At 59.9% G+C, this 26,978-nt stretch carries 24 protein-coding genes; 9 read left to right on the plus strand and 15 right to left on the minus strand.

Annotation, left to right across the window (positions count from 1 at the left end; all coding sequences use genetic code 11):
• The first annotated feature begins 138 nt into the window (after positions 1 to 138).
• Genes ACP8MI_RS01445 through ACP8MI_RS01455 form a run of 3 tightly spaced genes read left to right on the plus strand, consistent with a single transcriptional unit; the run spans position 139 to position 3,705 of the window.
• A complete protein-coding gene (locus ACP8MI_RS01445) occupies positions 139 to 1,344 on the plus strand; it encodes a glycoside hydrolase family 76 protein (protein ID WP_049168134.1) in 1,206 nt (401 codons plus the stop codon).
• 58 nt (positions 1,345 to 1,402) lie between these two features.
• Positions 1,403 to 2,437, plus strand: coding sequence for a class II fructose-bisphosphate aldolase (fbaA, locus tag ACP8MI_RS01450; RefSeq protein ID WP_018120752.1), 1,035 nt, complete (start codon positions 1,403 to 1,405; stop codon positions 2,435 to 2,437).
• Positions 2,438 to 2,475: 38 nt separating this feature from the next.
• Entirely contained in the window at positions 2,476 to 3,705 is a 1,230-nt protein-coding gene (locus tag ACP8MI_RS01455; protein WP_018120753.1) for an FUSC family protein, read from the plus strand.
• Positions 3,706 to 3,735: 30 nt separating this feature from the next.
• Here the strand turns inward: ACP8MI_RS01455 and ACP8MI_RS01460 are convergent, their stop codons facing one another.
• On the minus strand, positions 3,736 to 4,665 hold the full coding sequence (locus ACP8MI_RS01460; RefSeq protein WP_018120754.1) for a diacylglycerol kinase family protein: 930 nt from the start codon (positions 4,663 to 4,665) through the stop codon (positions 3,736 to 3,738).
• 107 nt (positions 4,666 to 4,772) lie between these two features.
• Between ACP8MI_RS01460 and ACP8MI_RS01465 the strand changes: the two genes are divergently transcribed.
• Both ACP8MI_RS01465 and purT read left to right on the plus strand, forming a co-directional pair.
• Positions 4,773 to 6,065 carry an adenylosuccinate synthase gene (locus ACP8MI_RS01465; RefSeq protein ID WP_018120755.1) on the plus strand — a complete coding sequence of 431 codons (1,293 nt, stop codon included), beginning with the start codon at positions 4,773 to 4,775 and terminating at the stop codon, positions 6,063 to 6,065.
• 6 nt (positions 6,066 to 6,071) lie between these two features.
• Complete coding sequence (gene purT, locus ACP8MI_RS01470) at positions 6,072 to 7,589, plus strand: formate-dependent phosphoribosylglycinamide formyltransferase (RefSeq protein WP_065420355.1); 1,518 nt, start codon at positions 6,072 to 6,074, stop codon at positions 7,587 to 7,589.
• On the opposite strand, the gene ACP8MI_RS01475 is transcribed toward purT, so the two are convergent.
• The 3 genes from ACP8MI_RS01475 to ACP8MI_RS01485 are packed head-to-tail and all read right to left on the minus strand — an operon-like array spanning position 7,586 to position 12,776.
• Entirely contained in the window at positions 7,586 to 10,099 is a 2,514-nt protein-coding gene (locus ACP8MI_RS01475; protein WP_053084971.1) for a serine/threonine protein kinase, read from the minus strand. The two genes, purT and ACP8MI_RS01475, sit on opposite strands and share 4 nt — an antisense overlap.
• A complete protein-coding gene (locus ACP8MI_RS01480; RefSeq protein WP_049150387.1) occupies positions 10,096 to 11,157 on the minus strand; it encodes a glutamate ABC transporter substrate-binding protein in 1,062 nt (353 codons plus the stop codon). Before ACP8MI_RS01480 ends, ACP8MI_RS01475 begins: the two co-directional genes overlap by 4 nt.
• Positions 11,154 to 12,776: a GlnX family signal transduction membrane protein gene (locus ACP8MI_RS01485; protein WP_049150385.1), complete on the minus strand. Its 1,623-nt coding sequence runs from the start codon at positions 12,774 to 12,776 to the stop codon at positions 11,154 to 11,156. The genes ACP8MI_RS01480 and ACP8MI_RS01485 overlap by 4 nt, the downstream gene beginning before the upstream one ends.
• A gap of 50 nt (positions 12,777 to 12,826) precedes the next feature.
• Between ACP8MI_RS01485 and ACP8MI_RS01490 the strand changes: the two genes are divergently transcribed.
• Positions 12,827 to 13,408 carry an NUDIX domain-containing protein gene (locus tag ACP8MI_RS01490; RefSeq protein ID WP_144736563.1) on the plus strand — a complete coding sequence of 194 codons (582 nt, stop codon included), beginning with the start codon at positions 12,827 to 12,829 and terminating at the stop codon, positions 13,406 to 13,408.
• 24 nt (positions 13,409 to 13,432) lie between these two features.
• On the opposite strand, the gene ACP8MI_RS01495 is transcribed toward ACP8MI_RS01490, so the two are convergent.
• From ACP8MI_RS01495 to ACP8MI_RS01510, 4 genes are read right to left on the minus strand one after another with little or no spacing between them, the layout of a single operon-like run.
• On the minus strand, positions 13,433 to 15,004 hold the full coding sequence (locus ACP8MI_RS01495; protein ID WP_049150383.1) for a phospholipase D-like domain-containing protein: 1,572 nt from the start codon (positions 15,002 to 15,004) through the stop codon (positions 13,433 to 13,435).
• A 3-nt stretch (positions 15,005 to 15,007) separates the two neighbouring features.
• The gene (locus ACP8MI_RS01500) at positions 15,008 to 15,832 is read right to left on the minus strand and encodes an exodeoxyribonuclease III (protein ID WP_018120762.1); all 825 of its coding nucleotides are present in this window, start codon (positions 15,830 to 15,832) and stop codon (positions 15,008 to 15,010) included.
• A 35-nt stretch (positions 15,833 to 15,867) separates the two neighbouring features.
• Positions 15,868 to 17,001, minus strand: a complete 1,134-nt coding sequence (locus ACP8MI_RS01505) for an N-acetylglutamate synthase, CG3035 family (protein ID WP_049150381.1) — start codon at positions 16,999 to 17,001, stop codon at positions 15,868 to 15,870.
• Between the two features lie 6 nt (positions 17,002 to 17,007).
• The gene (locus ACP8MI_RS01510; protein WP_018120764.1) at positions 17,008 to 17,625 is read right to left on the minus strand and encodes a peptide deformylase; all 618 of its coding nucleotides are present in this window, start codon (positions 17,623 to 17,625) and stop codon (positions 17,008 to 17,010) included.
• Between the two features lie 16 nt (positions 17,626 to 17,641).
• On the opposite strand from ACP8MI_RS01510, the gene ACP8MI_RS01515 reads away from it, so the two are divergent.
• From ACP8MI_RS01515 to ACP8MI_RS01525, 3 genes are read left to right on the plus strand one after another with little or no spacing between them, the layout of a single operon-like run.
• Positions 17,642 to 17,911 carry a DUF3263 domain-containing protein gene (locus ACP8MI_RS01515; protein ID WP_018120765.1) on the plus strand — a complete coding sequence of 90 codons (270 nt, stop codon included), beginning with the start codon at positions 17,642 to 17,644 and terminating at the stop codon, positions 17,909 to 17,911.
• A gap of 10 nt (positions 17,912 to 17,921) precedes the next feature.
• On the plus strand, positions 17,922 to 18,749 hold the full coding sequence (locus tag ACP8MI_RS01520) for a LytR C-terminal domain-containing protein (protein WP_152671682.1): 828 nt from the start codon (positions 17,922 to 17,924) through the stop codon (positions 18,747 to 18,749).
• The gene (locus tag ACP8MI_RS01525) at positions 18,749 to 19,924 is read left to right on the plus strand and encodes a glutamate--cysteine ligase (RefSeq protein ID WP_049150377.1); all 1,176 of its coding nucleotides are present in this window, start codon (positions 18,749 to 18,751) and stop codon (positions 19,922 to 19,924) included. Before ACP8MI_RS01520 ends, ACP8MI_RS01525 begins: the two co-directional genes overlap by 1 nt.
• A 27-nt stretch (positions 19,925 to 19,951) precedes the next feature.
• Here the strand turns inward: ACP8MI_RS01525 and ACP8MI_RS01530 are convergent, their stop codons facing one another.
• From ACP8MI_RS01530 to ACP8MI_RS01560, 7 genes are read right to left on the minus strand one after another with little or no spacing between them, the layout of a single operon-like run.
• Complete coding sequence (locus ACP8MI_RS01530; protein ID WP_049150375.1) at positions 19,952 to 20,413, minus strand: hypothetical protein; 462 nt, start codon at positions 20,411 to 20,413, stop codon at positions 19,952 to 19,954.
• Between the two features lie 38 nt (positions 20,414 to 20,451).
• Positions 20,452 to 20,844 carry a monovalent cation/H(+) antiporter subunit G gene (locus ACP8MI_RS01535; protein WP_018120769.1) on the minus strand — a complete coding sequence of 131 codons (393 nt, stop codon included), beginning with the start codon at positions 20,842 to 20,844 and terminating at the stop codon, positions 20,452 to 20,454.
• Positions 20,845 to 20,846: 2 nt separating this feature from the next.
• Positions 20,847 to 21,122, minus strand: coding sequence for a monovalent cation/H+ antiporter complex subunit F (locus tag ACP8MI_RS01540; RefSeq protein WP_018120770.1), 276 nt, complete (start codon positions 21,120 to 21,122; stop codon positions 20,847 to 20,849).
• A 4-nt stretch (positions 21,123 to 21,126) separates the two neighbouring features.
• On the minus strand, positions 21,127 to 21,726 hold the full coding sequence (locus ACP8MI_RS01545) for a Na+/H+ antiporter subunit E (protein WP_238635858.1): 600 nt from the start codon (positions 21,724 to 21,726) through the stop codon (positions 21,127 to 21,129).
• Complete coding sequence (locus ACP8MI_RS01550) at positions 21,726 to 23,432, minus strand: Na+/H+ antiporter subunit D (protein ID WP_144736553.1); 1,707 nt, start codon at positions 23,430 to 23,432, stop codon at positions 21,726 to 21,728. Before ACP8MI_RS01550 ends, ACP8MI_RS01545 begins: the two co-directional genes overlap by 1 nt.
• Positions 23,425 to 23,931 carry a Na(+)/H(+) antiporter subunit C gene (locus ACP8MI_RS01555; protein WP_018120773.1) on the minus strand — a complete coding sequence of 169 codons (507 nt, stop codon included), beginning with the start codon at positions 23,929 to 23,931 and terminating at the stop codon, positions 23,425 to 23,427. The genes ACP8MI_RS01550 and ACP8MI_RS01555 overlap by 8 nt, the downstream gene beginning before the upstream one ends.
• A complete protein-coding gene (locus ACP8MI_RS01560) occupies positions 23,931 to 26,972 on the minus strand; it encodes a Na+/H+ antiporter subunit A (RefSeq protein WP_239211209.1) in 3,042 nt (1,013 codons plus the stop codon). The genes ACP8MI_RS01555 and ACP8MI_RS01560 overlap by 1 nt, the downstream gene beginning before the upstream one ends.
• Positions 26,973 to 26,978 lie beyond the last annotated feature (6 nt).

Consider the following 26,978-nt stretch of genomic DNA (forward strand, 5'->3'; position numbering starts at 1 on the left):
GCGTGTCGGTGTCAGCGGGGCAGTGAAATCACTAGCGCATCACTATATATTCGTGATGTATGCTACAGATGATCGAATTTTCGGTAGCAGCGCCTAGTAATAGCCCCGTGAATAAGCCCAGTTAGTGATGGGATAATAGTGCAAGAAAAATGGTCCCACCGGGCGGATCTCGCAGAGACCGCCATTAACGACCGGCATGCCGGCCCAGTCTGGTCTGTGCCGGGCACCAACCTTGCCCGGGTGAGCTGGCCCGCGTTATTCAAAGAACGCCTATTTATCCATTGGCATTACTGGTGGCAGGCGCACTACCTGGACTGTCAGGTTGATGCCGCGCTGCGCCAGCCGACGAAAACCCGCAGCAAACGCATCGCGAATACCATGCGCGGGATCAAGCTGCGGCAGTTGCGCGGTCTGGAGCGCAACAAATATTACGACGATAAGGCCTGGTTGGCACTGGCCTTCGGGCGCGTGGAAAAAGCGGACAAGTTGGGCACCCCGCCGCAGTTGAATGCTCTACGTACCAATCTGCGCGCCGGGTTGGATACAACGCTTGGGGTAGCACCCTGGCGCGATAGCCGTTCGACGTTTTATAACGTGCCCACCAATGGCCCGGTGGCGATCATGCTGGCGCGCACAGGGTATTGGAAAGAAGCCATCCACATCGTCGATTGGGTCTTTGACAACCTGCAGAATGATGACGGGCTGATCATGGATGGGATGCGCATGCGGATGCATGGCCCGGAAATCGTGCGCGATATTCACCCGTATTGCCAGGGCGTGATGCTCGGAGCCAGCCTGGAAATTGCCCTCAAGCTGCGCGCGGAACACGGCATCCACAGCTTGGAAGATATTCAGTCGGTGCATGAGGCCGAGCGTGCCGATGAAGCCATGCCCTATATCAGCCGGATCCGTAGTTTGGTGCACGCGATTTCCCAGCATATGGCTACCCCGGCGGGCGTGATCGACTGGGACACCGGTGATGGCGATGGCGGTCTGTTCAAAGGTATTTTGCTGCGCTATCTTGCCGACGTCGCGGTGCGTTTACCCGATGATTCCCCGGCGAACCGGGCTACCCGCAAGCTTGCGACGCGGCTGGTGCGGGCCTCGGCGGAATCGGTGTGGACCCACCGTTTGGAAGTCGACGGGCTGCCGGTTTTTGCCACGGACTGGACCAGTGATGCGCTGTTGCCGCACAACTTTGGGTTGGGGCCCATGTCGATTCGCGAGAAAGTCGGCGTTGTGCGCATCGCAGAACGAGATTTATCGGTGCAGTTATCTGGCTGGATGGCGTTAGAAGCGATGGCCCGGGTTGCCCTGGCGGAAGGCGATACGGCTGCAGGTTAGCGTTGACTCAGGCATAATTGGTCTTCGAGACTGCAGATCCAACGTTGGAGGATGTTTTATGCCTATCGCTACCCCTGAGGTTTATAACGAGATGCTCGACCGCGCGAAGAAGGAGCAATTCGCTTTTCCCGCGATCAACTGCACTTCTTCCGAGACCATCAACGCTGCACTACAGGGGTTTGCAGAGGCCGAGTCCGACGGCATCATCCAGTTTTCTCTCGGTGGTGCGGAATTCGGTTCCGGCCAGGCAGTGAAGAACAAAGTTGCTGGCGCGAAGGCCTTGGCTGCGTTCGCTCATGAGGCCGCCTCGCACTACGGCGTGAATATCGCGCTGCACACGGACCACTGCCAGAAAGAGCGGCTGGATGAATTCGTGCGCCCGCTGTTGCAGATTTCCCGCGAGCGCGTCGACGCTGGTCAGCTGCCGCTGTTCCAGTCCCACATGTGGGACGGATCCGCCATCCCGATTGATGAGAACCTGGAGATCGCCCAGGAGCTGCTGGCACAGTCGCGCGCAGCGAATATCATTCTCGAGGTGGAAATCGGCGTCGTCGGCGGTGAAGAAGACGGCGTGGAAGCCAAGGCGGGCGCTAACCTGTACACCACCCCGGAGGATTTTGAAAAGACCGTCGACGCGCTAGGCACTGGTGAAAACGGCCGTTACCTGTTGGCCGCCACCTTCGGCAACGTGCACGGCGTCTACAAGCCCGGCAACGTGAAGCTGCGCCCAGAGGTATTGGACGAAGGCCAGAAGGTCGCCACGAAGAAGCTGGGGCTTGCCGACGGCTCCCAGCCCTTCGATTATGTCTTCCATGGCGGTTCCGGCTCGGAGGCTTCCAAGATCGAAGAATCCCTGCGTTATGGCGTGATCAAGATGAATATTGACACCGATACGCAATATGCCTTCACCAACCCGGTCGCGCGCCACATGTTCAGCAATTACGACGGCGTGTTCAAGATTGATGGCGAAGTGGGCAACAAGAAGGTATACGATCCACGCTCCTACCTGAAGAAGGCAGAGCGCTCCATGGCTGATCGCGTCATTGAATCTTGCCAGGTGCTGCGCTCTGCGGGGCAGACCACCGCGCGTTAAGCTGCGCTTTTCGCATTTCTCAGGTAGTCACGGCGCCTATGGCAACTAACAGGATCTCCACCCGCGAACGGCTGCGGCATTTAGACTATTCGCTGACTTCGCGCCTGCAACGCGTGCGCAAACGTTTCATCTTCATTGTGCAAGCGGCGTTCGGCGCAGGTTTGGCGTTTTGGGTTGCGCAGACGTTTTTCGGGCACGCGGTCCCATTTTTTGCGCCGATTTCCGTGGTGGTGGTACTCGGTATTTCCGGTGGCAATCGCCTGAACAAAGCCGTGGAGATGTCGGTCGCTGGTGTCGTGGGCGTGGGCGTGGGCCAGTTATTGGTGCATACCCTGGGCACCGGTGACTGGCAGATTGCCGCCGGGGTGGCGATCTCATTGACGGTGGCGGCGTTTTTATCGAAATCTCTGCTGGTCAGCAACCAGGTGGCCATCGGTGCGATCCTGATCGCCACGATCATGCCGCAAGGCGGCGGCACTGAACGCATCATCGACGCAGCTATCGGCTCGGTGATCGGAATCATTTCCATCGCGTTGATCCCCAACTCAGCGCTGCGGGATGCCCGGCATGAAATCGCCAAGGTGCTTTCTGTTGCCTCTTCGGTGCTGCACGATGTGGCAGAAGGCGCGGAAGCAGGGGATTCGGAACGTATCGAAGACGCGCTCCAGCAGGTCCGCGGCACGCAATCAAATATTGACCACATGCTAGAAGCCACGGCTTCTGGCCGTGAAATCGCGGGGGTGTCACCGTTTCGGTGGGGCTCACGCAAACACTTACGTTCCATCGAGCGCATCCTCACACCCGTCGACAATGCCACCCGTAACGTGCGTGTGTTGGCCCGGCGCTGCATGGTCTTGAGCGTCGACGGGGACAAAATCACCCCGAGGTTGATCAATATCATCGATGAGTTGGCAGAGATCGCGCTGGAGCTGTCGCAAATTTATGAAACCAGCGCGCGCGTGAGCCAAGCCCACGAGATCCCGGGCATCGTCAACCGTTTGCGCATTATTGGTGCGCGGACGGATCTTTCTGTGATTAGTGATGATCCCGTGCTTTCGGAATACGCCATCCTGTCGCAGGTGCGTTTTTTGACCGTGGACCTGCTGATGGTCTCTGGTATGTCTCGGGAGTCTGCCGCCGCGGTGCTGGCACCGACCTCGTCGACGCCGGCTTATCCGCCGGAAGTCTGGGAGATTGAGGATATCCAGGACAATGCGCACAACGCGGCGGATCGTTACGACGAATCCGAGGGCTCACACAAGGAGTAGGGTGTGCAGCGCGTGCAGCGTGCCCGGAACTCATGGCCGGATGATTTGTAGATCCCGCAGGTGCCGGTAAAAAGTCACACGCTTTTGCGGGCGTGGGCTACGTACCCCGTCGACGTGCACCGCCATTTCTGGGCCGCCGGCTTGCACCGCGCGTCCGGTGACCAGCGTGCTGGGATCCAGCTTGCCGACGTTGGCGTCGGCGTCTTGGGTGGTGCCTTTGTTCTTGCGCCAACGAGCAAAAAGGCCGCGCGGTTTTTCTTGCGCGGTGTGCGCTGCCGCAGCGATGCCCGGTGCGCTCAGCATCGGAACCAAGCGCGCACCAAAAGCCGTGGCACCGCCGCTGCCAGCGCTACTGCCGTCGGCAAGTCCCCGCGCATCCTGCTGTACTAAGGTGGCGTCGTCGACAATGATTTCGCCGGTCATGGCCCCGCCATCCCATTGGGTGATGGTGGCTGAACCAGCTACGGCCTGCCCGGCGTCGTTGCGGATCAGCGGGACGGGTTTGACCTCGCCGGTCAGCGCCAGCTTGAGTGCGGCGGCTGGATCAGTGGGAAGGGACCAATTTCGCGCGGCGGTACTTTCGTCATCGCGTGCAGCATCTGTGACCGGGACGAACCCGATCTGTGGCCACAAGGCATCCGCCCGCATCAACCGGGTGAGTACCGCCGACAAGGCAGCATCCGAACCAAGCACGATGATCCGCAGCGGCATCACCGGCTGTTGCGGCGCCAGTTGCGGGGCAGCCTGGTGCTCGACGCGCGGCTGCGCTTGGATTTCTTCCAGCGAAGGAGTCGGATCAACCGGCAGCAATTCCGTGGTGTGATCGGATAAAAATTTCAGATCGCCCCGAGCGGGCACAGCAGGCAGTGAAAAAATTTCCACACCGGCAGAACGATGCAAGGTGGCGGGCAAAACTAGCTCGGCTGCGGCCTGCCCGCAGCGCAGAATCAGCACACGCATGCCAAGAATCGTATCTGACGACACAAAAAATTATCGCAGGTGGGGCAATACCTAGTAGGCTATGAGGCTGATCAAACTACTGACCGCAGGGAAGTGATGAGGTAGGTATGGCAGCGATCGTCATCGTCGGCGCCCAATGGGGCGACGAAGGCAAAGGTAAAGCCACAGACATTTTGGGCGGCCAGGTGGATTACGTCGTCAAGCCCAACGGCGGCAACAACGCCGGCCACACCGTCGTCGTTGGCGGTGAGAAATACGAGCTCAAACTGCTCCCGGCGGGTATCTTGTCGGAAAACGCCACCCCGGTGCTGGGCAATGGCGTCGTCATCAACCTGGAAGCACTGTTTGCAGAGATTGACGGCCTGGAAGCCCGTGGTGCGAATGCCTCGCGGCTGAAGATTTCCGCCAACGCACACCTGGTTGCTCCGTACCACCAGACACTCGACCGGGTGCAAGAACGCTTTTTGGGCAAGCGCGCGATCGGCACCACCGGCCGCGGTATCGGCCCGACGTACCAGGACAAAGTCGCCCGCGTCGGCATCCGCGTGCAGGATATTTTTGATGAGTCCATCCTGCGGCAAAAAGTGGAATCGGCACTGGATGTGAAAAACCAGATGCTGGTGAAGATGTACAACCGCAAAGCTATCGAAGCCGACGAGGTTGTCGACTACTTCCTGTCTTACGCGGAGCGCCTGCGCCCGATGGTCATTGATGCCGAGCGCGAACTCAATGAGGCGCTCACAGCCGGTAAGCACATCCTGATGGAAGGCGGCCAGGCTACCATGCTGGACGTCGACCACGGCACCTATCCGTTTGTGACCTCGTCGAATCCTTCGGCAGGTGGCGCGTGCGTCGGCTCCGGTATTGGCCCGACCCGCATTGCTACTTCCCTGGGCATCATCAAGGCGTACACCACCCGCGTCGGCGCGGGCCCATTCCCGACGGAACTTTTCGACGAATGGGGCAACTACCTGCAGGAAACCGGCGGTGAGGTTGGCGTGAACACTGGCCGACGCCGCCGCTGCGGTTGGTATGATTCCGTCATCGCGCGCTATGCCAGCCGCGTTAATGGTTTCACCGATTACTTCCTCACCAAACTTGACGTACTCACCGGTATCGGGGAGATCCCCATCTGTGTGGCCTACGATGTTGATGGCGTCCGCCACGATGAAATGCCGGTCTCGCAGTCCGAAGTACACCACGCCACACCGATCTACGAAAAGATGCCGGCGTGGGACGAAGACATCACCGGTTGCTCCACCTTTGAAGAGCTACCGCAACGCGCGCAAGATTATGTGCTGCGCCTGGAAGAACTCTCTGGAACGCGCATGTCGTATATCGGCGTCGGCCCGTCACGTGAGCAAACCATCGTGCGCCACGACGTGCTGGCGGGAAAATAGGCTGTCATGACTGAAAACACGCCTGATGCGCCAGCTGGTGCCACGATTGGCACACCGCTGACCCCAAACGCCACCCGCGTGCTGCTGCTCGGGGCCGGCGAAATTGGCCGCGAGTTAGCGATCAGCTTCCAGCGCCTGGGCTTGGAAATCCACGCCGTCGACAAGCGCAATGGCGCGCCGGGCCACCAGGTCGCGCAGTACTCCTACGTGGCAGATGTTACGGATGCGGAGGCCGTATTGGATCTGGCCAAGCGCATTGACCCGCATTATGTGATCCCGGAAGTGGAGATCGTCGCGGTGGAAGCGCTGCGCGAGATCGAAGAAGCCAGCTCCGCTGTCGTGGTGCCCGGGGCGCGCGCCTGCGAGTTGACCATGGAGCGCGAAGCCATCCGTCGTACCGCCTCAGAACAATTAGGCTTGCCGACGACCGCCTATGATTTCGCCTCCAGCCCGGAAGAACTGAAAACCATTTTGGATGAGATGGGCTACCCGTCCATCGTGAAACCGGCGGTGACGTCCAACGGACGCGGGCACATGGTCGTGCGCTACGGTGATGACATCAACGAGGCCTGGGAAACCGCCTCCTCGGAGGCGCATTTCGACGGCCGCGTGATCGTGGAACGCTTCGTCGATTTTGATTTTGAAGTCACCCTGCTGGCGGTGCGCTCGATTGATCCGGCGACCGGGCAGATGGCCACGTGGTTCGCCGAGCCGATCGGGCATGATCACCGCGACGGCGGGCTGATTGATTCCTGGCAGCCGCTACAGCTGAGCCAGGTTGCGCTGGAGAATGCGCGCTCGGTTGCCGCACGTATCTCGAATGAGCTGGGCGGGCGCGGCGTGTACGGCGTCGAATTGTTCATTGCTGGCGACGATGTCTATTTCTCCTCGGTGTCGCCGCGGCCAACTGATACCGGCATGGTTACCATGGCCACGCAGCGCTATTCGCAGTTTGATCTGCACGCACGCGCGATTCTGGGCCTACCCATTGATGTGACGCTGACGTCCCCGGGGGCTGCGCGCATGTTGCGTTCGGAAGTGGATGCGGAGAACTTATCCTACGGCGGGCTAGAAGAGGCCTTTGCACACCCGGAGACGTCCGTGGTGTTGTTCGGCAAAGCCGGGAGCTATCCGGGTCGACGCATGGGCGTGGTGTTGTCCACTGCGGATAACACCGATGCCGCGCACCTGGCAGCGCGCGAAGCTGGCATGCAGATCACCATCGAACCTGATGATGCCGGGGCTGGTTTAGCGGCTGGGGCTGATGATGCTGCGAGTGCTGATGGCGCTCAGAGTGCAGGTGGCGCTGCGAACGCAGACGGCACCAAGGGTGCTGATGGTGTTGAGAATGCAGAAAGCACTGAGGGCGCTGAGGGCGCTGAGAGTGCTGACACCTCCGGCAATACCGTCGCAGATGGGGCAGACGCGTCGAATACGAATAGCCCTGCCCGCGATGAGCAGGCCCAGCAGCGGGGTAACGATCATCCTGCCGATGCTGATGGCACCAGCGAATCACGAGCCTAAAACCACGTCACTGGGCGGATCATATTTGCTAGGTCCACCAGTGCGTAGCGGTGCCGCGGGAACGGCGCCACCCGCGCCTGGGCCCGCAGCGTGTCGTACAAACCAGAGCGCAAGCCGTGTTGGCTAAACGTGTGATCGAAAAGCTCGTGCGGCGAGGCCGATTGCTCCAGATCCTCGGCACGCAAAAAATTCAACGCGGAGGTCAGCACCGCAGTTTTGATCTGCAAATAGCGCGGCTCATTCGTCGGAATTGATTCCAAACGCCGTGCGGCACGGCGAATATACGGCTCATTCAACGGGCTAGCTAGCAGCTGCAAGATCGTCGTCATGATTGCCATTCGGTGATGCCGCGACGCCGGCGACACCCGGTCCAGCACCCGCACCGCCAGCTCCACCTGATTCTCAGCCATAAGCTGACGTGCTAAACCGAACGCCGAGGACACCGTCGCCGGGTTGGTCTCCCAGACGATGGAATACAGCCGGAGCGCATGAAAACGCAGCGCAACGGGATCTTCGGTGCGGTGCTCCCAAATTTCTGGGCGCTGCAAGAAAAACTCATTCGGGATATTCGACAATGAATCCGGGATGCCTGTGGTCGCCCGCGACAATTCCGGTGGAATCAAATTCAAATGGTTGCGGCCTTGTTCCTCCAGCAGCAATTCGTCGACCGCAGCCAAAGCCAGCTTCGGTGCCGCCTCGCCGGGCAGCAAGAACATCACCGACGAAAAATGATCCTGTGCATCCCGGTAATCATCCAACAACGTCGCCGTGACCCCGGAATACCAGCGAAAACGCCAGTCTTTGGCCATGTTTTCTTCCAACGAACGCAACCATTCGCGCGCTTGGGTGGTCAGGCCCAAATCCAGCATCGCGCGTACCACGCCCAAAGGGATTTCCCGGGAACCAACGTATTCGTTAGTGTGCATCGCCTGACGTAGCGTTTCCAGGGCTTCTTGCGGCTCGGTATATGATGAGCCCGACAGCATCGAAGCACCTGGGTCGCTGCGATCAATCAGCGGCACCGGCAGGGCAGAAACGACCTCCGCGGCGGTGATATGCACGGAACGCTCAATGCCGTCGATTAACTGATCTGTGCGGAAGACCACGTGCTTGGTGCCAAACGTGGTTCGTTGCGGCGAAAACAGCGAGTGCTGTGCCGGGTGCTGGATGCGGTCACGAATGGCGATGACTTCACGCAACACCCCGTACAACTGGGTGCGTAGTTCTTCGATGGAAGAAAACCGCTGCTCCGGGTCTTCGTGTGTAGCGCGCTGCAGCAGGCGATAAAACGACAGGTAACGCCGCAAGGTAGGTTCTTCCGACGGGCCGGGCAGGCCGGGCAAATAAATGCCGTCTTCCGAAGGAAGATTGAGGGTGAGTGCCGCCAAGGTGCGGCCGATGGAATAGATATCGCTGGCGATGGACGGGCCTTTCGTGGCCACCTCCGGGGCCTGGAAACCCTTGGTGCCGTAGATATAGCCGTAAGCACCAATACCGGAGACCGCGCCCAGGTCGATGATTTTCACCTGGTCTTCGCTGATGATGATGTTATCCGGCTTCAAGTCGTTATAGACCACCCCGCGGGCGTGGAGATATTCGAGCGCAGGTAGGATTTCCAGGATATAGGCGATCGCGATATCGATGGCGACGACGTGATTGGGCTGCGAATTCCGCCGATGCCGCAGTGAGGGGCCACCGACGTATTCCATGACGATGAACCCACCGGGTACGCGCTCGTCGTCAATGAAATTGAAAATCTTCACGATGCCCGGGTGGGTAATATCAGCCAAGAATTCGCGCTCGGCTTCTGCTGCGGCGGTTTCCTCGGCGGATTTTTGCGATTGCATGCCCTTGAGCACCACGATGCGCCCGGAAACAAAATGATCGTTGGCTAGGTAAATCCAGCCCATGCCGCCGTGGGCGATGACCCCCAGGATCTCGTATTGCTGGGCGACGATATCGCCGGGCTCCAATTGCGGCGCCGGGATCTTTTTCTTCTCGATGGCCTCGTGCGGGTCAATGAGTGCTTCTTGCGGGTCTGTCGGTACGACGAAAGGCAGACGCACCATCCGGTCGGCTACCGCGCGGGCGGTGCGCTGGGTGCGACGGCGTTTGCGGAAAGTGGATAATGCTTGCCGACGCGCGCGCGTGGAAGTATCTTCCAGCGGTTTTTTCTGCTGGGATTGTTGGGCCTGCTGGGCTTTTTCGTCGCGGATTTTCTGCAGGTCCTGCAACAAGGAAGCGATATTGTCTTGGTCAAGACTAACCTCCACCGATGAGGTATCGCCGTCCTCGCGCGGGCCGGGGTAGTGCGCAGCGCCGGTGCCGGTGCTGGCGCCGTCAGCGAAGGCATAGTCATCATCGTCGTCTGCGAAAGGGTCGAACGGCACCGCGGACGTCGCTGGTTCAGCTTCCGGAACTGCGGTGGCTTCGGTAGCTTGAGTGTCCTGGGTTTGCTCGGCCTTGGTTTTGTCTGAAGTCTTGTTCGATCGATCAATGTGCTCAGTCACTGTGTCACCGTCCCTGCATCAGCGTGGTCGCCAGCATTTTCTGGCCGGTAGTTCACTGGCGGCGGGCCAGGCGTCGACAAGCGTCCGCCGAACCAATGACGGAATAGCTCCCACCACGTGCCGTCGTCACGGATGCGCTCCAGCGTGGAATTAACCTGGCGCACCAGGCCTTCTGCCTCCGCGATGGCCTGCGCATCCGAGCTGCGCGGTGGCTTAGGCATGCCGACGCCGTAAATATCGGAATCCGCGGCCGGGCCGACGATCTCGGTGTATGGATCCTGGATTTCTAGTCCGGAAAGAATCACATCGTCGACAAGTATCGCGTCAGCCTGGTTATGCTGCATCGCGTACAGGCAATCCGCCCAGGTCACGACCTTTAAAATATCAGCCTCCGGGGCATGCAGCCGTGCGAGGTTGATGCCGGTGGAATTATCCGTCACACAGATGGTGCGGTCTGCCAAATCCTCTAACCGGCCGACATTCGAATTCCGGTTGACCAGCAGCCGGGTATTCGTCGACAAGTACGGCGTGGAAAATTCCACCTCTTGTTGGCGCTCCGGGGTGATAGTCAGTGTGGACAATAAGAAATCAATCTTGCCGGTCTGTAGCGTGTACACGCGGTTTTGTGATTCGACAAAGCGGAAATCGACGGCGTTGCGGTCACCAAAAATATCTTCGGCGATCTCGTGGGCTAAGTCGACTTCGAAACCGGAGAGCTGGCCGGTGGTGGGGTCGCGGAAAGACAACAGGTTTTGCGATTGTTGAATGCCGACGATGAGGTAGCCGCGTTCCACGATTTTGGGGATGCGCTCGGCGGCGGTGCGGTGATCGGGTTCCAATGAGCCGCGTAGAGGTTGTTCTTTGAGTTCGACGCCGCGGCGGGTGCCGGCTTCCTCGAGACGGGCCCCGGCGGGCAGCGGGACGAGGCTGCTGGTATCGCGGGGGAGATCCAGCGAGTTTTTTCGGGTATTGAAATCCGGGGTGGTGCAGGCGGAAAGGCCCACTGCGAGCGTGGTGATGCTGGCAACAAGAGCCGTGCGGCGTTTGGGCGCGATCATAGGTATTCCACCATCCTTGGCCGAATACCGAGCCAGATTGCCAGTACCGACAGCAAGGACAACAGGCTGACGGCGGCAGCGACCAAGTTCAGCGCGGCCAAACTTTCGCTTAAATACGAGCGCATGGAATCACGCGCGTTTGCGATCAACGTAGCCAAGGCGGCATCGAGTTTTTCGAAGGCGGCAGCCGAACTCATTGTTTGGTTGGTGCCGGAGCCTGCTGTGCCAGTGCTGTCAGCGCCAGACCCCTGAGCACCCATCGTGGAATCCGTCGCCAAGGCCAAGGCCTGTTCATAATTACCGGAATCGAGCGCGCGCAGCAGGTGCGCTTTGGCCTCATCCCATTCTTGCAAAGCGGTGCGGGCCTCGTCGATGGTGGATGAGTCCGCGGCGTCGTCGCTGGAGACGCCGTCGACGACTTCCTCGTCAGCGGATGTTTCGGCGGCGGTCCGCAACGCAGAAGAATTGCTGTAATCATCCAATGCGGCAGAAATATGCTTGTTGGTGGAAGAAAACTCCAACGACGGGTTGTAATTCGTGCGGCGCTGCACCAATGCCAAAATTTCCTCGGTGCGGGTGCGCTGGGCATCAATGCGGGCCTGGGTTAGGGAATCCCATGGGGTGGAAGCTTCAGTAAAACCGCGGTTGCCCAAATGCCAGGTGTACACATTCGTGCCGGACACCCACAGCAGCGCCACCACCATCATTACAGTCGCGGCGGCGAAACCGCGGTTAAAACGTCGCCGACTGATACGCCACAGCCAATACTGTGCGAGCCCCAAAAACAGCAAGGCGGCGACCAGCCCGGATAACGGCACCCACTGCGGACGGGTGAGCTGATCCTGCTGCTCAGAAACATTGTTGCTGGACAGTCGGAACAACGAAGCTGCTGCGGGGAGGATCTCATCGCGCATCATCGCCGAGGCATTCGACATATACGCAGCGCCGACGGCATTGCCAGCACGGTTATTGGTGCGCGCGGCTTCCACCAACCCGGTGTAGACCGGTAGTTGGCGTTGGATCTGCACGGCCAGTTGGCGAAGGTATTCTTCGTCGTCGTCAGAATCCAGCACGGCCGAGGTGGCTTCGGCCGCGGCGGAATCAATCGCGCGCAAATACTGTTCGCGGGTGTTTTCTGGTTCCACGCCAGCTTGCACAAAGCCGGTGGTGGCGATGGTATCTGCCAGCGAGAGCGACATGTACAGCTTGTGCGCCGAATTGCTCATGGGTTCGGTGGAGGTCAACAAATGGTTGAGCTCGGATTGCCGGTTAGACACGGAATTGGCCATCGACAACCCCGCGGCCAGCAGCGCGGCGGTGAGCACAATCATGCCGACGACCATCTTGCCCGGGGTGGTGCCAAAAAAACCGAAAACGCGGGTGATGATCTGCGTGGAACCCGAAAATGAGGAGCGGAAAAAGCGCCGTATGAATGACATCCCGGGAGCGTCAGTGGTTTCGGCTTCGTCGAGCCAGTGATCTTGGGCATGCGCCGGGACGGCTTCGACGCGCAGCGACGGACCAGCAGAGGGGCGGGCGAAATGTGCCGAGACCTCATCTTCTGAGTCATCTACATCGACGGGGCGATCGAGGCTCGTCGCAGGCCTGTGACCGTTCATTACCCTAGACTAACGCACACTATGTGCGCTGGGCTACTAAAATAGGCGGCATGTCAGATACACACCGGGCAAGCGCAGATCGGGTAGGCACAGAACGGGCACGCACCCAAGCACCTACTCACCGGCCGAGTACTCACCGAGGCAGTGGTGACGGCTGGGCAGCCGGGCCGAACGGCAGTAAGTTGTGGGGACGCTTCGGTGCTGCCGGGCTGTTTTTGTTGTCTGGCGATTCCACGGTGTTGATGCAGCTGCGTGCCCCGTGGACCTCCCAAGGAGGCACCTGGGGCATTCCCGGTGGCGCACGGGATGGCCACGAAAGTGCCAGCCAGGCCGCGGTGCGGGAAACCTTCGAAGAATGCGGTATCGAAGAAGCCGATGTCACGGTGCTGCAGGAAATCGTGACCGCGGGCCCATTGCCGGGTGATCCCGAGCGTCCGGAGCTGGCCGGGGAGTGGACCTATACGACGGTGCTGGCGACAACCGCCGACGGCAGCGAGCTGCAGACTTTCCCGAACGCGGAATCCGATGATCTGCGCTGGGTACCGATCGACGAGCTGGAACAACTGGATTTGCTGGCCCCGTTTGCGGAGTCCTTACCGACGTTGCGCAACGCGCTGGCAAAACTGGGCTAGACTCTAGACCCTGGACTGGGGGCGTTATTGCAGCGCAGAGGTCAGCCGCATGACGTTATCGATGTAGCGGCGGAAGAACCCGCGTTTTTCCCATTCTTCCAGCGTGAGCGGGCGGCTCACGGAACGGTAGGTGGCGGCAAGTTCGTTGAGATCATCAATGAGCGAACCTGAAACCACAAATAGCGTCGACTCGTAGTTCAAACCAAAAGAACGCATATCCATATTCGACGAGCCGAGCATGCCTACCGCGTGGATGCCCTCGCAGTGATTATCCTGCGGATCCGCCAACGCGAATTTCGAGTGCAGCACGTATGGCGCAGGGAATTGGTAAATATGCACCCCGGCTTCCAGCAGCGTCTGGTAGTACGACGATTGTGCGTGGTGCACCATGAACTGATCCGCGCGTTCCGATACATAGAGTTCGACGCGTACGCCACGAAATGCCGCGCTGGTCACGGCCTCCAGCAGGGATTCGTCAGGGATGAAATACGGCGAGCACAGCACCAGCCGGTTTTTTGCGTGGTGGACCACTTGGTTGAACATGCGCAGGTTCGGCTCGGAACTATAGCCCGGCCCCGACGGGATCATCTGCACGACGTTGGCATCATGGATGCTTTCCGGCTGGGGAAGGGCAGCCGACTGGGATGGTGCAGACTGTGTGAGAGCAGAAGACTGCGCGGATGGTGCAGACTGTGTGCCGTTGGGCTGCTTTTCCAGGTCGAGCACCTCATCGGATTCCAAATACCAGTCAATCGCAAATACCGATTCCATCGAGGTGACGATCGGCCCGGCCAGCTCCACCATGTAATCAATCCATTGGCGCCCAGCGCGCACGTTTTTTCGGATCCGGTAGCTGCGATCAATCAGGTTCAGCGAACCCATAAAACCGACCTTGCCATCGACGACGATGATCTTGCGGTGATTACGCAGGTCGGGGCGACGAAAACGCCATTTCCATGGCTGCAGCGGCAGCATCAAATGCCAGTCGACGCCAATCGCGTCCAAGCGTTTACCCAGCTTGTGGTAGCCCGGGTATTTCACACTACCGATTTGATCAAACAACAGCCGCACCTTCACCCCGCGGGCGACGGCGTCGGCAAGCGCCTGATAAAACACGTCGGTGGTCTCATCCCAGGACTGGATATAAACCTGCACGTGCACGTAGTCGGTGGCGGTGTCGATGACTTCCGCCATGCGCTTGATGGCCTGGTCATAATCGGCGAGCAGGCCACGTTGATCGCCAATGACGGCCGGAAACCCCGTCAGGCGGCGATTCAAGGCGATCACGGACGCGACTTCGCGGGACTGGCCCAGATGCGGCGGCATATCCGGCAACTGCTTCTGGGCGTCGTTGAGCTGCGCATTGGCGTTTTTATACACCTCGTGGCGACGCCGGTTGATAAACGGCGAGCCCATCAGGAAAAACAGCGGCAGGCCCAAAAACGGGATCAGCAGAATCGCTAACAGCCAGGCCGTGGACGACGACGGACGACGCCCCTCCGGCACGAAGCCGACCGCCAGGATCTTGATGGTGTAATCCAGGATAAAAAACGCGGCCTGCCACCACGTCACATCGATAGACAGCGCCGGTTCCACGATTTAGCGAACCTCGTCGAAATCACTCGCCTGGAAATCCACCACCACCGGTGCGTGATCAGAAGCACCTTTGCCGTGGCGCTCGTCGACGTCCACGAACCCAGCACGGGCCTGTTTCGCCAGTTGCGGTGACGCCAGCTGGAAGTCGATGCGCATACCTTCGCCCTTGGCAAAGCGCATGGAGGTGTAATCCCAGTAGGTATAGCGGGATTCGGTGAGCTCGCGGGTGATTTCCCGGGTGCCGGCTTCCTCCAACATCTGGAAAGCGGCGCGCTCCGGCTCGGTCACGTGGGTGGCGCCATCGAAAACGCGCAGGTCCCACACGTCCTCGTTACGCGGGGCAATGTTGAAATCACCGGTGAGCAGGATTTTCTTGTCGGCAGCAATGGCAAGCTGGTCGCGGACATAATCGCGCAGCGCGTAGAGCCAAAACAGCTTGTATTCGTAGTGGCGGTCGGTGATCTCGCGGCCATTGGGCACGTACAGGGACCAGACCTCGGTGTCAGTATCGCCGATACGGGCGCCGATCGCGCGGGCCTCAATGTTTTGCGGTTCGTCGGGATCTTTGTGAAATCCCGGCTGGCCAGGGAACTCGCGGCGGATATCGTGGAGTTCGTGCCGGGAAATCAGAGCCACGCCATTCCACTGGTGAAAACCGCAGTGGGCGACGTGGTAACCGGCATCTTCGAAAGCCTGGTACGGGAACTTGTCATCCGCACACTTGGTTTCCTGCACCGCCAACACGTCAATGTTGTGGCGCTGCAAAAAATCCAGGACACGCTCGGTGCGCGTGCGAATTGAGTTCACATTCCAGTTAGCGATCCGCATGGCGCTTTATTTTACGCGCGCAGGCGTGCCGACGCTTACTGTGGGCTAGCCCCAAGCCAGGTGGCGCAGCGGTGGCGGTGATGCTCGATGAAACCCAGCTTGTGGTACAGAGAAATCGCCGGGGTATTGGTGGAAATGACCTGCAGATACGCCGAATCCGCCCCGCGGCTTGCGCCCCACGCCAGCATGTCCGCGCCCAGGCGGGTAGCCAGCCCGCGGCGGCGCCAATCTTCGGCGACCTGGACCGCGGAATAACCGAGCCATTTTTCGCCGCTTTCGGATTCTGTCAGTGTGGCGCGGGTGATTGCGACTGTCCGGCCGGTTTCTGGTTCCAACAGGCGGGCAAAGCCCATCTCGCCATCGATCCGCCCAGCGAGCAATTGCAGCGCGTGTTGCGGCAGCGCGGTGCCGCGGAATGTATACAGGTCAAACCATTCCTGGTCCGGGGTGTCGTCGACGCGGAAGATGAGCGTGTCGACGCCTGGTGTGCCTGGTGCAGGTGCTGGCGTGCTCGGTGCAGGTTGTGCTCGCGGCGCAGGCGCGGCGGGTGCTTGGTATGCGTCCACCTCGGCGTCGGCAAGCGAACGGGTCATGACCAGAATCTCCGGGCCAAGATCCCACTGGCCTTCCGGGGCACTGCGCAACAGGCGCTCGGCGGGAGCGCCAATACGCTCGGGGATCAGCAGCCGCGGCGGCAGGTTGTGCTCGCGATAAAAAGCAAAAATCTCGGCAATCGGCACCGGCACAAAACCCGCCGAACGCCCCAACGGCACCGCGGAGTTGGAACGCTCCGTGATGCCATCGCCCGCGCGCATCAGCCACTGGCCATCAGCAGAAACCCGGTTGTGAATGCCCGGGAATGCCGCCGCCGTGGCCTCTTCAACCGCGCGGATTTCCGAATTGCGGATTCGGCGTGGCGAGAGGCGTTTGATCACATAAATCTCTTCGTCGGCGATGTGCACCGAAGGCTTCTCCGAGGGGAAGCCACCGATTTCTTGTGGGCGTACCACCAACGGATCCAGCTCCACCACGTGCCCGGTGACATCCGAATAAACCGGGGCATTGCGGTTGCCCAGCGCACGGCGCACGATGACGCGATCGCCGAGAGAAACCTCATCGCTGCGGAAAATCCGGGACTTCGTGCTGCGTGGAGCGTGGGGGTGGTTCATACGCGATTACCGCTCGTCGTGGCCGAAAGGATCGCGGTCCTCGCCCGGCATCCAGGTCAGGCCCGGTGTGGTCCAACCATTGGCCTTGATGGCCTTTTTCGCGGCGCGTTTATAACGGCCGGTCAGCACGTCGGTGTACAGGTAGCCATCCAAATGGCCCACCTCGTGTTGCAGGCAGCGAGCGAAAAAGCCGTAGCCTTCGATGGAGATTTCCTCACCATTTTCATCCAGTCCGGTCACCCGAGCCCAGTCTGCCCGGCCCGTCGGGAAGCCCTCGCCCGGGACGGACAAGCAACCTTCGTCGTCGCTGCCGTCGTCGGCAGGCATGGTCTTGGGAATCTCGGAGGTCTCCAGCTTTGGGTTGATCACGCAACCACGACGCATGCCACCGTCTGGCTTATCGCTGCCGTCTGGGCCGTCGACATCTGGGCAACCATAGACGAAAATGCGCAGCCCGACGCCAATTTGGTTGGCCGCCAGGCCGACGCCGCGGGCAGCGTCCATGGTTTCGTACATGTCTTTAATGAGCTGCTGGATTTCTGGGGTATCCAGCGGGGTATCGACAACAGTCGTGGGGTTATGCAGCACGGGATCGCCGTGGATAACAATGGGGCGCACAGTCATGCCTTACAGTTTAACTATGACCGATCACCAAACGCTCACAGACGGTGGCCTTTCCGATCGTGACAGGGAGCTTTTGGATTTCACCGCACGCGCGCCCAGGGCCGCCGGGGCGAAAGAAGAAGCCATTCGCGCCGAATTAGGGATGAGCCCGGTGCGTTATTACCGGCGGCTGAATATTTTATTGGATTATGCCCCCGCGATGCAGGAATATCCGTTGTTGGTAAAACGCTTGCGTCGGGTGCGTAATCGGCGTGCCGTGACCAGTTCTGGGGCCACTGAAGATTAGAGTGGCTAGTGTGACGAATGTAAACCACGGTGATGAGGCGAACATGAACAAATCGGACGCGAACGGTGCCGGTGCTGGCGCGGGCTCTGCCGGCGGCGCTGCGGGAGCAGCTGGGGGCGCTGGTGTTGCTGGCTCCAAACTCCCCCTGCGCGGGCTAGCGATGGTTCTGATTTCTGTGGCCATCTTGTTGGGGCTATGGGGAATTTTCGCGCTGACCAGCTCGGATGAGACCACTGCGACAAATACTGCCAACAACGCGCAGGAATCCGCAGCCAACGGTGCCGATGGCGCCAACGGCGGCAACAACCAGAACGGTGCGCCTGCTGACGGCGACCGCCGCGAAGGTGAGCATGCTGACGGTGAGCATGCTGACCATGCCGATGGTGCACACCCAGACGCCGCCGGACACAACGGCGAAGAAGGTACGGCTCATGATGGCGCACGCCCAGAAGGCGCACCCGCGCCGGGTGAGCGTCGTCAAGGCTCTGGTGGTGCAGGTTCTGGTGCCGGAGTTGGCTCGGGCGCTGGGGCCCCACAAACTTTTGACGTCACCGTACTGAACAACTCCACCGTGTCAGGCCTGGCCCACCGGGTGACCGAATCCCTGGAACGCGAAGGCCAAAAAACCCGCGAATCCGGCAACCTGCCCGGCGGCGAAAAGGTGCTGCGCGAAAACACCGTGTTCTTCCCAGCCGGCAACGCTGCCGCAGAACAACGCGCCCGCGAACTCGCCGATCGCGTCGGCGGCGTCGCCCGCGAAAACATGGATTACCTACCACGCGAAGCTACCGATAATAATGGTTTGACCATGGTTCTTATCGGAGAGGTCTCTATCTAATGGCGAATACGCCTGCAGCGGGCACGGAAGTCTTCAAACGCTCGCCGAAACCCACCGTCGGCATCGAGTGGGAAGTTGCGCTGATCAACCCAGAAACCTGGGATCTGGCGCACCAGGCCGAAGCCGTAATCGCGACGGCGCAGCAGATTCAGCCGGATATTCACCTGGAAAAAGAATTCCTGCAAAACACAATTGAGCTGGTCACCGGCATTTGCGACTCCATCCCGCAGGCCGTGGCCGAGCTCGACCGGGATCTTGCCGTCATCCGCCAGGCGGCCGAGCACCACGGCCTGGTGTTGTGGGCATCGGGCGGCCACCCGTTTTCGGATTTCCGCACCAACCCCGTCAGCGCGAAGATGACCTATGCCGAGATCATCGAGCGCACCCAATACTGGGGCAGCCAAATGTTGATCTGGGGCACACACGTGCACGTCGGCATCAGCCACGAAGACCGCGTGTGGCCGATCATCAACGCCATGATGACGAAGTTCCCGCACCTGCTGGCGCTGTCCGCATCCTCGCCGGGCTGGGATGGCATCGATACTGGCTATGCCTCCAACCGCACCATGTTGTACCAACAGCTGCCGACGGCGGGCCTGCCACCGGCGATTAACACCTGGGAACAATGGCAGGGCTATATGCGCGACCAGGCGGCATCCGGGGTGATCAGCCACACCGGTTCGATGCACCTGGATATCCGCCCGGCCTCCAAATGGGGCACGATCGAAGTGCGGGTCTCAGATGCCTCCTCGAACCTGCGCGAGTTGTCCGCCGTCGCTGCGCTCACGCATTGTTTGGTGGTCTACTACGACCGGATGCTGGATGAGCAGCGTGCCGACGCCGACACAAACAATCAGCTGCCGAGCCTGCAGCCGTGGCATATCGCGGAAAACAAATGGCGCGCTGCTCGCTACGGCTTGGACGCGCTGGTGATTACCTCCCGGGATACGCACGAGCGCTGGGTCAAAGACGAACTCGCGGATCTGGTCGAACAACTCGCCCCGATCGCGGAAGAATTGGGATGTGCCCGCGAGCTGCAGCTGGTCAGTGAGATCGTCGATAAGGGAGCTGGTTACCAACGCCAGCGGCAGCGCTTCGCGCAAGCTGGGGGAGATTGGAAGAAGGTTGTGGAGGCCACCGCGGAGGAAATGAGTACCTGGCGGCCCCTAGCATAATGCTGGCTCGCGGCCCCTAGGCGGCCACTAGCTGCTGGGGACAGCTGCCTTTTTGCTTAACCGCCGTTTGAGTAGGCTCTTCCGGAGGAATAAACTTACTGCGGCGATGATACCGACCCGCCAGGATTCCGAGACTGGGTACAGGAGCAACTGTAAGTCGTAGTTATCGACTAGGTCTTGGTTAAAGGCCCACAACTGTAGTGACCACGTAAAAACGGACCAGAGTAATAAGCCGACTTCTGGTAGATGACTGCGGAGCGGGAATGCGGCGAAAATAATGCTGACGACGATGGCGAACACGCTCATGAGCTGCCACCACCACAAAGAGCTGCCGCCGGTGGTGAAATCGGTGACGCCTTCTGCACAGTCATTGAGCGAGCAGTAGATCCACGCTGTGAGTTGTAGTGCGACGATCAGTAGAATTTCCAGGAACGGAAGTGCCCATAGTGGCCAATTCCATAGAGAGGAAGAACGGCTATTGTTGCTCACCTTGAGAGCCCCTTATTGCTGCAAGGTTTAATTATGGATTAATTTTTACGCGGGTCTTTTTTACGCAGCGTGCGCTTCGCTGGCCGATCATTGCGCGACATCGCGGCATCCGCGCCATACAAACCTTCACGACGCCCGATGCGGCCCAGACGCTGGGCGGTAACCGGGCTGGTCAGTAGCGCGAAAATCACCAGCAAGAACAGCACTCCGATATCGGATTGCCAACCGGTGTTGTAATCAGCCGCCGGTAAATGAATACCCGCGCCGACGATGCACATGATCAACCCGACGGTCTGCGGTTTCGTCACCGCGTGCACCCGCGACATGGTGTCGTGGAATCGTGCGACACCGACTGCGGCAGAGAAGACGAAAAACGCGCCCACGGTGAGTAACACCAGGGAGACGACGTCGGCAAGCAAAGCCCAATTCATGGTTAACTCACATCCCTTTTGCGGAAACGCGTGACGGCCACGGTGGAAATAAACGCCAGCATCGCGATGACCATCATGGCGTAGACCACGGTGGAATTAGAGCTCCACGCGATATACGTGGCACCTGCGCATTGCATCATCGCGACCATGCCATCCAGCCCGATGAGCCGGTCCAGCGAATTCGGCCCGACGATAATGCGCCACACTGTGATTGCCAAGGCCGCGCTGATCAGTAATCCGGGGATGATCAGCAGCGTGGTATACAACTCTGGATCCATGGGGCTAGGTCCTTTCGAAGATCTCGATCATCCGGGCTTCGAGGATTTTGACGCGTTCGAGTTCTTGCTCGATGCGCTCGTCGTTATCCGCGTCGAGCAGGTGAATCGTCAGCGTGCGGTTGGCGATATCAATATCCGTGATGGCGCCGCCAGGCTGCAGGTTGTACAACGTGACTGCAATGACCAAAATGAATTCGCTGGACACCCGCATCGGGGCGGTGACGATCGCGGTTTTCGGCAGCTCTTTCGGGCGCAGCGCCAGAAATGCTACGTGCAGTGAGGCCCTGAGCAGCTCGACAACGAATACCACCAAAAACCATGCCAGTTTGTGCCAGGAGACGTGCAGGCCAGTAACGGGCATCGCAGGCAGTGGTAGGAGGTAGACCACGAGCGTGCCGACGATTAACCCAGCGACGATATTGCCCCAGCTGATCTCGCCGACCAGGATGATCCACATGATCATCAGCCAGGTGATAAACCACGGGCGGAAGCGGTTGCGCAGTCCCTTAGGCACGCGCTTTTTTAAATGTGCTTCGCGGGCTGGGCTCTTCTGCGATTTATCGCGGGCCCGGTTGTCCTGCGCGTCCTGTGTGCTGGTTCCCATTAGGAATCGCCTCCCTTGACGGCTGTGTCAGACTCTTCCCGACGATCCTCGCCGTCGTCGAGCCTCTCGAGCTCCAGGTTGCGCGTCGGCTCGCTCGGATCGGTGCCTAATACCGCGGTGCGGTAAATGTTGACGTCCTGGGTGGAATTGGCTGCGCGGTCGGTGATGCTGGCGATGGGGCCAGCCACGACGCTGATCGCGCTGGATGCGAGCACCAGCATCGCGGTGGCTGCGATCATGCCAAATGGCGTGCGTCCGACGGATTCTCGCTCAGAGAACTCCACTTCCTGGGTGATATCCGCCAAAGGGGCGGGCCGGGCGATGGCCATGTTGCCTTCCGGGGCGTCTTTCCGGTCGCGGAGGAAGCCCTTGGACCAGACCATGACCATCACGTAGAGCGTGAGCAGGGAGGTCACCACGGCGCCACCGATCAGCACCCACGACATCCACGTATTGGCCTCGGCGCCAGCGTGGAAGAGCATGACTTTGCCCATGAAGCCGGAAAACGGCGGGATGCCGCCCAGGTTGAGCGCCGGGATGAGGTACAGCACGGCGATAATCGGTGCGGTATACATCAGCGATCCCAACCGGCGCAGCGATGACGTGCCCGCGTGGCGTTCGATCAGGCCAACGACCAGGAACAATGCGGTTTGCACCAGAATGTGGTGCACCATGTAGAAGATCGCACCGGATAGGCCTTGCGAGCTACCCAAGCCGATACCGAAGATCATGAAACCGATGTGTGAGACCAGCGTGAACGACAGCAAACGCTTGATATCGTTTTGCGCCATCGCGCCCAAAATGCCGATGAGCATCGTGGCCAGGGCGACGAGCATCAGCAGTGCATCCAAGCTGCCGTCGGTGAACACGGTGGTGCGCATGCGGATGATCGCGTAGACACCAACCTTGGTCAACAGTCCCGCGAACACGGCGGTGACCAGCGATGGGGCGGTGGGGTAGGCGTCGGGAAGCCAGGAATCCAGCGGGAAAACCGCGGCTTTAATACCGAAGGCGACCAGCAGCACGCCGAAAATCGCGGCCTGCGTGCCACCCGGAATATCTTCCATGCGCTGGCCAATCTGGGCCAGATTCACCGTGCCGACGGCCGCGTAGGTTACGGCAATGCCGAACAGGAACACCATGGAGCTGGCCATCGAGACCATCACATAACCCACACCGGCGCGAACGCGCGAGGGGGAAGCACCCAGCGTCATCAAGACATACGAGGCCACCAGGAAGATTTCGAAGCCGACGTACAGGTTGAACAAGTCACCTGCCAGGAATGACAAGTTCACGCCCATCGTCAGCAGCATGTACGACGGCAGGAAAACCGCGACGGGCTCATCCTTCGTGTCATCACGGATGCCCTGCGCGATAGCGAACCACATCACCGCAAACAAAATGATGGAGCTGACGAACAGCATCATCGTCGACAAGCGATCAGCAACCAGAGTGATGCCCAGCGGGGCGTCCCAACCGCCGATTTGCAGGGTTTGGATGCCTTCGCCGTCGACGACGATGAGCATGGTGGCTGAGAGCACCGCGAGTGCCAACAGGGTGAAGAACACGAAGGCCCGCCGGACGTTGAGCATGCGGGGAAACAGCAGACACCCGGCCGCTGCAAGCGCGGGAAGGATCACCGGCAGCGGGATCAAAAAAGGCATGTATGGCAGTACTGCCTCGGTGAAGGGTTCTAGTCTAGTCATCGGCGCCTTCCGTTCCTTTGGCGTCTTCGACGGGTTTTTCAAACGACTCTGGGCCGAAGCGGTCGCCTTCTTCGGTGGCGCGCCCAGTCTTCGGGTCGTCGGAGGCGTCGTGGTCTGGGCCGGCGGCAGCGTTGATCGGCCGGGCGGCAATTGCTGCGTCCTCGTGGTCGTCTTCGACGACGTCGGCAGAACGGTAGCGATACTGGCGGTAGGCCAGGGAAAGCAAGAATGCCGTGAGAGCCATGGCGATCACGATGGCAGTCAGGATCATGGCTTGGGCCAGTGGATCAGCTTCCCGGTCCGGATAAAGCGAGGATTCGCTGCCGGTAATCGGTGGTGATCCGGCGGGGCCGCCAGCTTGCAGAATCAGCAAATTGGCGGCGTTGCCGATCAGCAGCAAACCAAGCACAATTTTTGTGACCGCGCGGTCGAGCATCAGATAGACTCCGGCGGCGAGCATCACCCCGGAGGCGAGTAGCAGAAACAGATTCGCTTCCATTAGCTACGGCTCCTTTCTCCGGATTCTCCCGAGGTGGCGGCTGCTTGTTGTTGCTTGCGTTTGGCAGCCTTCTGCTCGTTTTTGCGTTGCTCGTTTTTACGCTGCAGGTTCTTGCGCTGCAAGTTCTTTGCCCGATCACGCGCGCGCTGCTTGCGCTCTTCTTCTTCCAGATCCAGCTGCGTGCCCAGGGAGGTGAGCACGTACATCGTCATGCCAATCACGATCAGGTACACCGCAGCATCGAAAATCAACGCCGAAGGCAAGGACACCGCACCGATGACGGGGATTTCCACCGACGCATAGTACGACGTCAGCGGCGGATCGCCGAAGGCCATCGGTACCAGGGCTGAGCCGGTAGAAAGCAGCAGGCCGATGAAGAACAAGCGTGCGGGATCGATGGGCAGGGTTTCTTCCAATTCGGCGCGACCACCGGCGACATAGCGCAAGGACAGAGCCAGGGCAGCGACCAAGCCGCCAGCGAAGCCACCGCCGGGGGCGTTGTGGCCGGTGAAGAAGAAATACACCGATAGTGCCATCATCGACGGGAAAAGCACGCGCGTGGCCACATCGACCATGATCGAGCGGTTTGCCGCCCGTTCTGTTTCTACTTGGGCGGCCAGCCAGCGGCGCGAAACCGCCGTGAGGATTGGCCGACGGGAATGCCGGACAAACGAGTTGGTGCGGAAGACCAGCGACGCCACACCGAGCGAGGCGATGATCAGCACGATGGTTTCGCCCATCGTGTCCCAGGCGCGGAAGTCCACCAGGATCACATTCACGGTGTTCAAACCGTGCGAGATTTGTTCCGCGAGTGCTGGCATAGGCTCGGAAATCAATGGTGCCGTGCGCGCGTTCATAGCAAATAACGCGACGGTGACCACGGAAAACGCCACTGCGATGGACAGCCAGGCGCGGAAACGGTTGAACTGCGGGCTGCCGCGCCATTCCACATTGGTCGGCATCTTTCGTAGCACCAACATGAAAATGATCATCAGCACGGTTTCCACCAGCACCTGGGTCAAAGCCAGATCAGGTGCGCCGTACATCGCAAAAATAAACGCCAAGAAGTAACCGGTGACACCGACCAAGATCACCGCCGACAGACGATTGTGCATGACGGTCGCGGCGATCGCGGCAGCAATGATCGCTACCGCGGCCCCGGCTTGCCAGGGTGATTCACCCAGGCTCAGCCGGATATTCGTCCGCTCACCCAACAGCAGTGCCACCAGAGGCAACACGGTGAGGACGACGAAAATGACACCCAGGTTGTACTGCAACGAACCGCGCTGGGTGGAAGCCGTCAAACGCAGCGAAATCCGACGCAGGCGGTTCAGAATGGCGTAGTAGGCGTCGTTGGCGTTACCCAGTGCGGGATATTCGAAATAGGCCTTCGCCAGGGCGTGACGCTGCCAGTGGAAAAGACCACCGACGACCAGAATGCCGGCCGAGATTGCCAATGGCACAGTCCAGCCGTGCCACAGCGCCAGGTCTGTCGCGTGCGCGGCTGCTTCGCCATGTTCGCCATGGCCCGCGCCAGCTAGGTGCGCATACTTGGAATCCAGGTGTTGGTTAATGGCATTGGAGATGATGATCGGGCGCAGGCCGAAGAAAATGGTCAACCCCACCAGGACTGCCGGTGGGCCCCAGAGCCGCACCGTGATTGGTTTCATCTGGGTGACTTCTTGGCATATGCCGCCGCCGGTAGGGTGGGTGGGTTTCTTGCTGGCAAATGCACCGTAAATCACCCGGATGGAATAGGCGACCGTGAACACGGAGCCGACGACGATGAACACCAGCATCAATTGTCGTGGGGTGCCCACCAGGAGATCCTCGTGCAGCACGGCCTCCAGGGCCGCTTCCTTGGCAACGAATCCCAGCATCGGGATCACACCAGCCATCGAGGCCGCAGCCAGAATGGCGATGACTGCTAACAGGGGTTGTTTGCGGCCCAAACCGGAGAGATCGAAAATATCGCGGGTTCCGGTGGAATGGTCGATCGCGCCGACGACCATAAACAACGTCGCCTTAAACAGTGAGTGCGCAACGGTCAGCGCCAATCCTGCCAGCATGGCCTCGCGCGAACCGATGGCCACGACGGAGGTGATAAAACCGAGCTGGGAGACGGTGCCGTAGGCCAGAATCAGCTTCAGGTCGCGCTGCTTAAGCGCCATCCAACCGCCCAGCAGCATGGTGAACAATGCCAGCGGAATAATCAACGCGTGCCAGCTGGGCACCTGCGCAAAATCCGGTGCTAGGCGAGCAACCAAGTAAATACCGGCTTTCACCATCGCCGCAGAGTGCAAATATGCCGAGACCGGAGTCGGGGCAGCCATGGCGCCAGGCAACCAGAAGTGGAATGGGGCGATGGCGGATTTCGACAGCGCGCCGACGATGACCAGCACGATGGAAATACCGATATACGGCACTTCGTTGAGCTCTGCTGTGGCCGCGAAAGCGCTGAGTTCCGAGAACCGCCACGTGCCGGTGGTTTGTCCCAGCAATACGATGCCCACCAGCATCGTCAGGCCGCCGAGTACGGTGACCATCAAAGCTTGGCCCGCGGCACGTCGGGAAGAAGCCCGCTCGCCGTAGTAGGAAACCAGCAGGAAAGACAGAATCGAGGTGGCTTCCCAGAAGATATACAGCAGCAGGAAGTTATCCGAGGCCACCAAGCCCATCATGACGGTGGCAAAGGCCATCATCTGGCCTGCGAACATGGCCAGGCGTCGCGTGGTGGACGTGAAATAGCCCCAGCAATACAGCATCACCAGCGCACCCACCCCGGTGATGATCAGCCCAAACAGCGCCGATAAGGCATCGATGCGCAAATCTATATACAGCTGAATTTCCGGCACCCAGGCCAAGGAATATTCCAGCGTGCCCTCGTCACTGAAGGTGCCGTCGACGAAATGCTGCAGCAACCAGAAAAAACCCACCGCGGGAACCACGGCGAGAAGGGCAAAGGCCGGGCGGCCCAACCAGCGGATCAGAAGCGGCGCCAGGATTGAGGCGCAGGCTAGGGAACCTAGCAGGATGAGCACAATTAT

The sequence above is a fragment of the Corynebacterium sp. LaCa_70 genome (assembly GCF_058182015.1).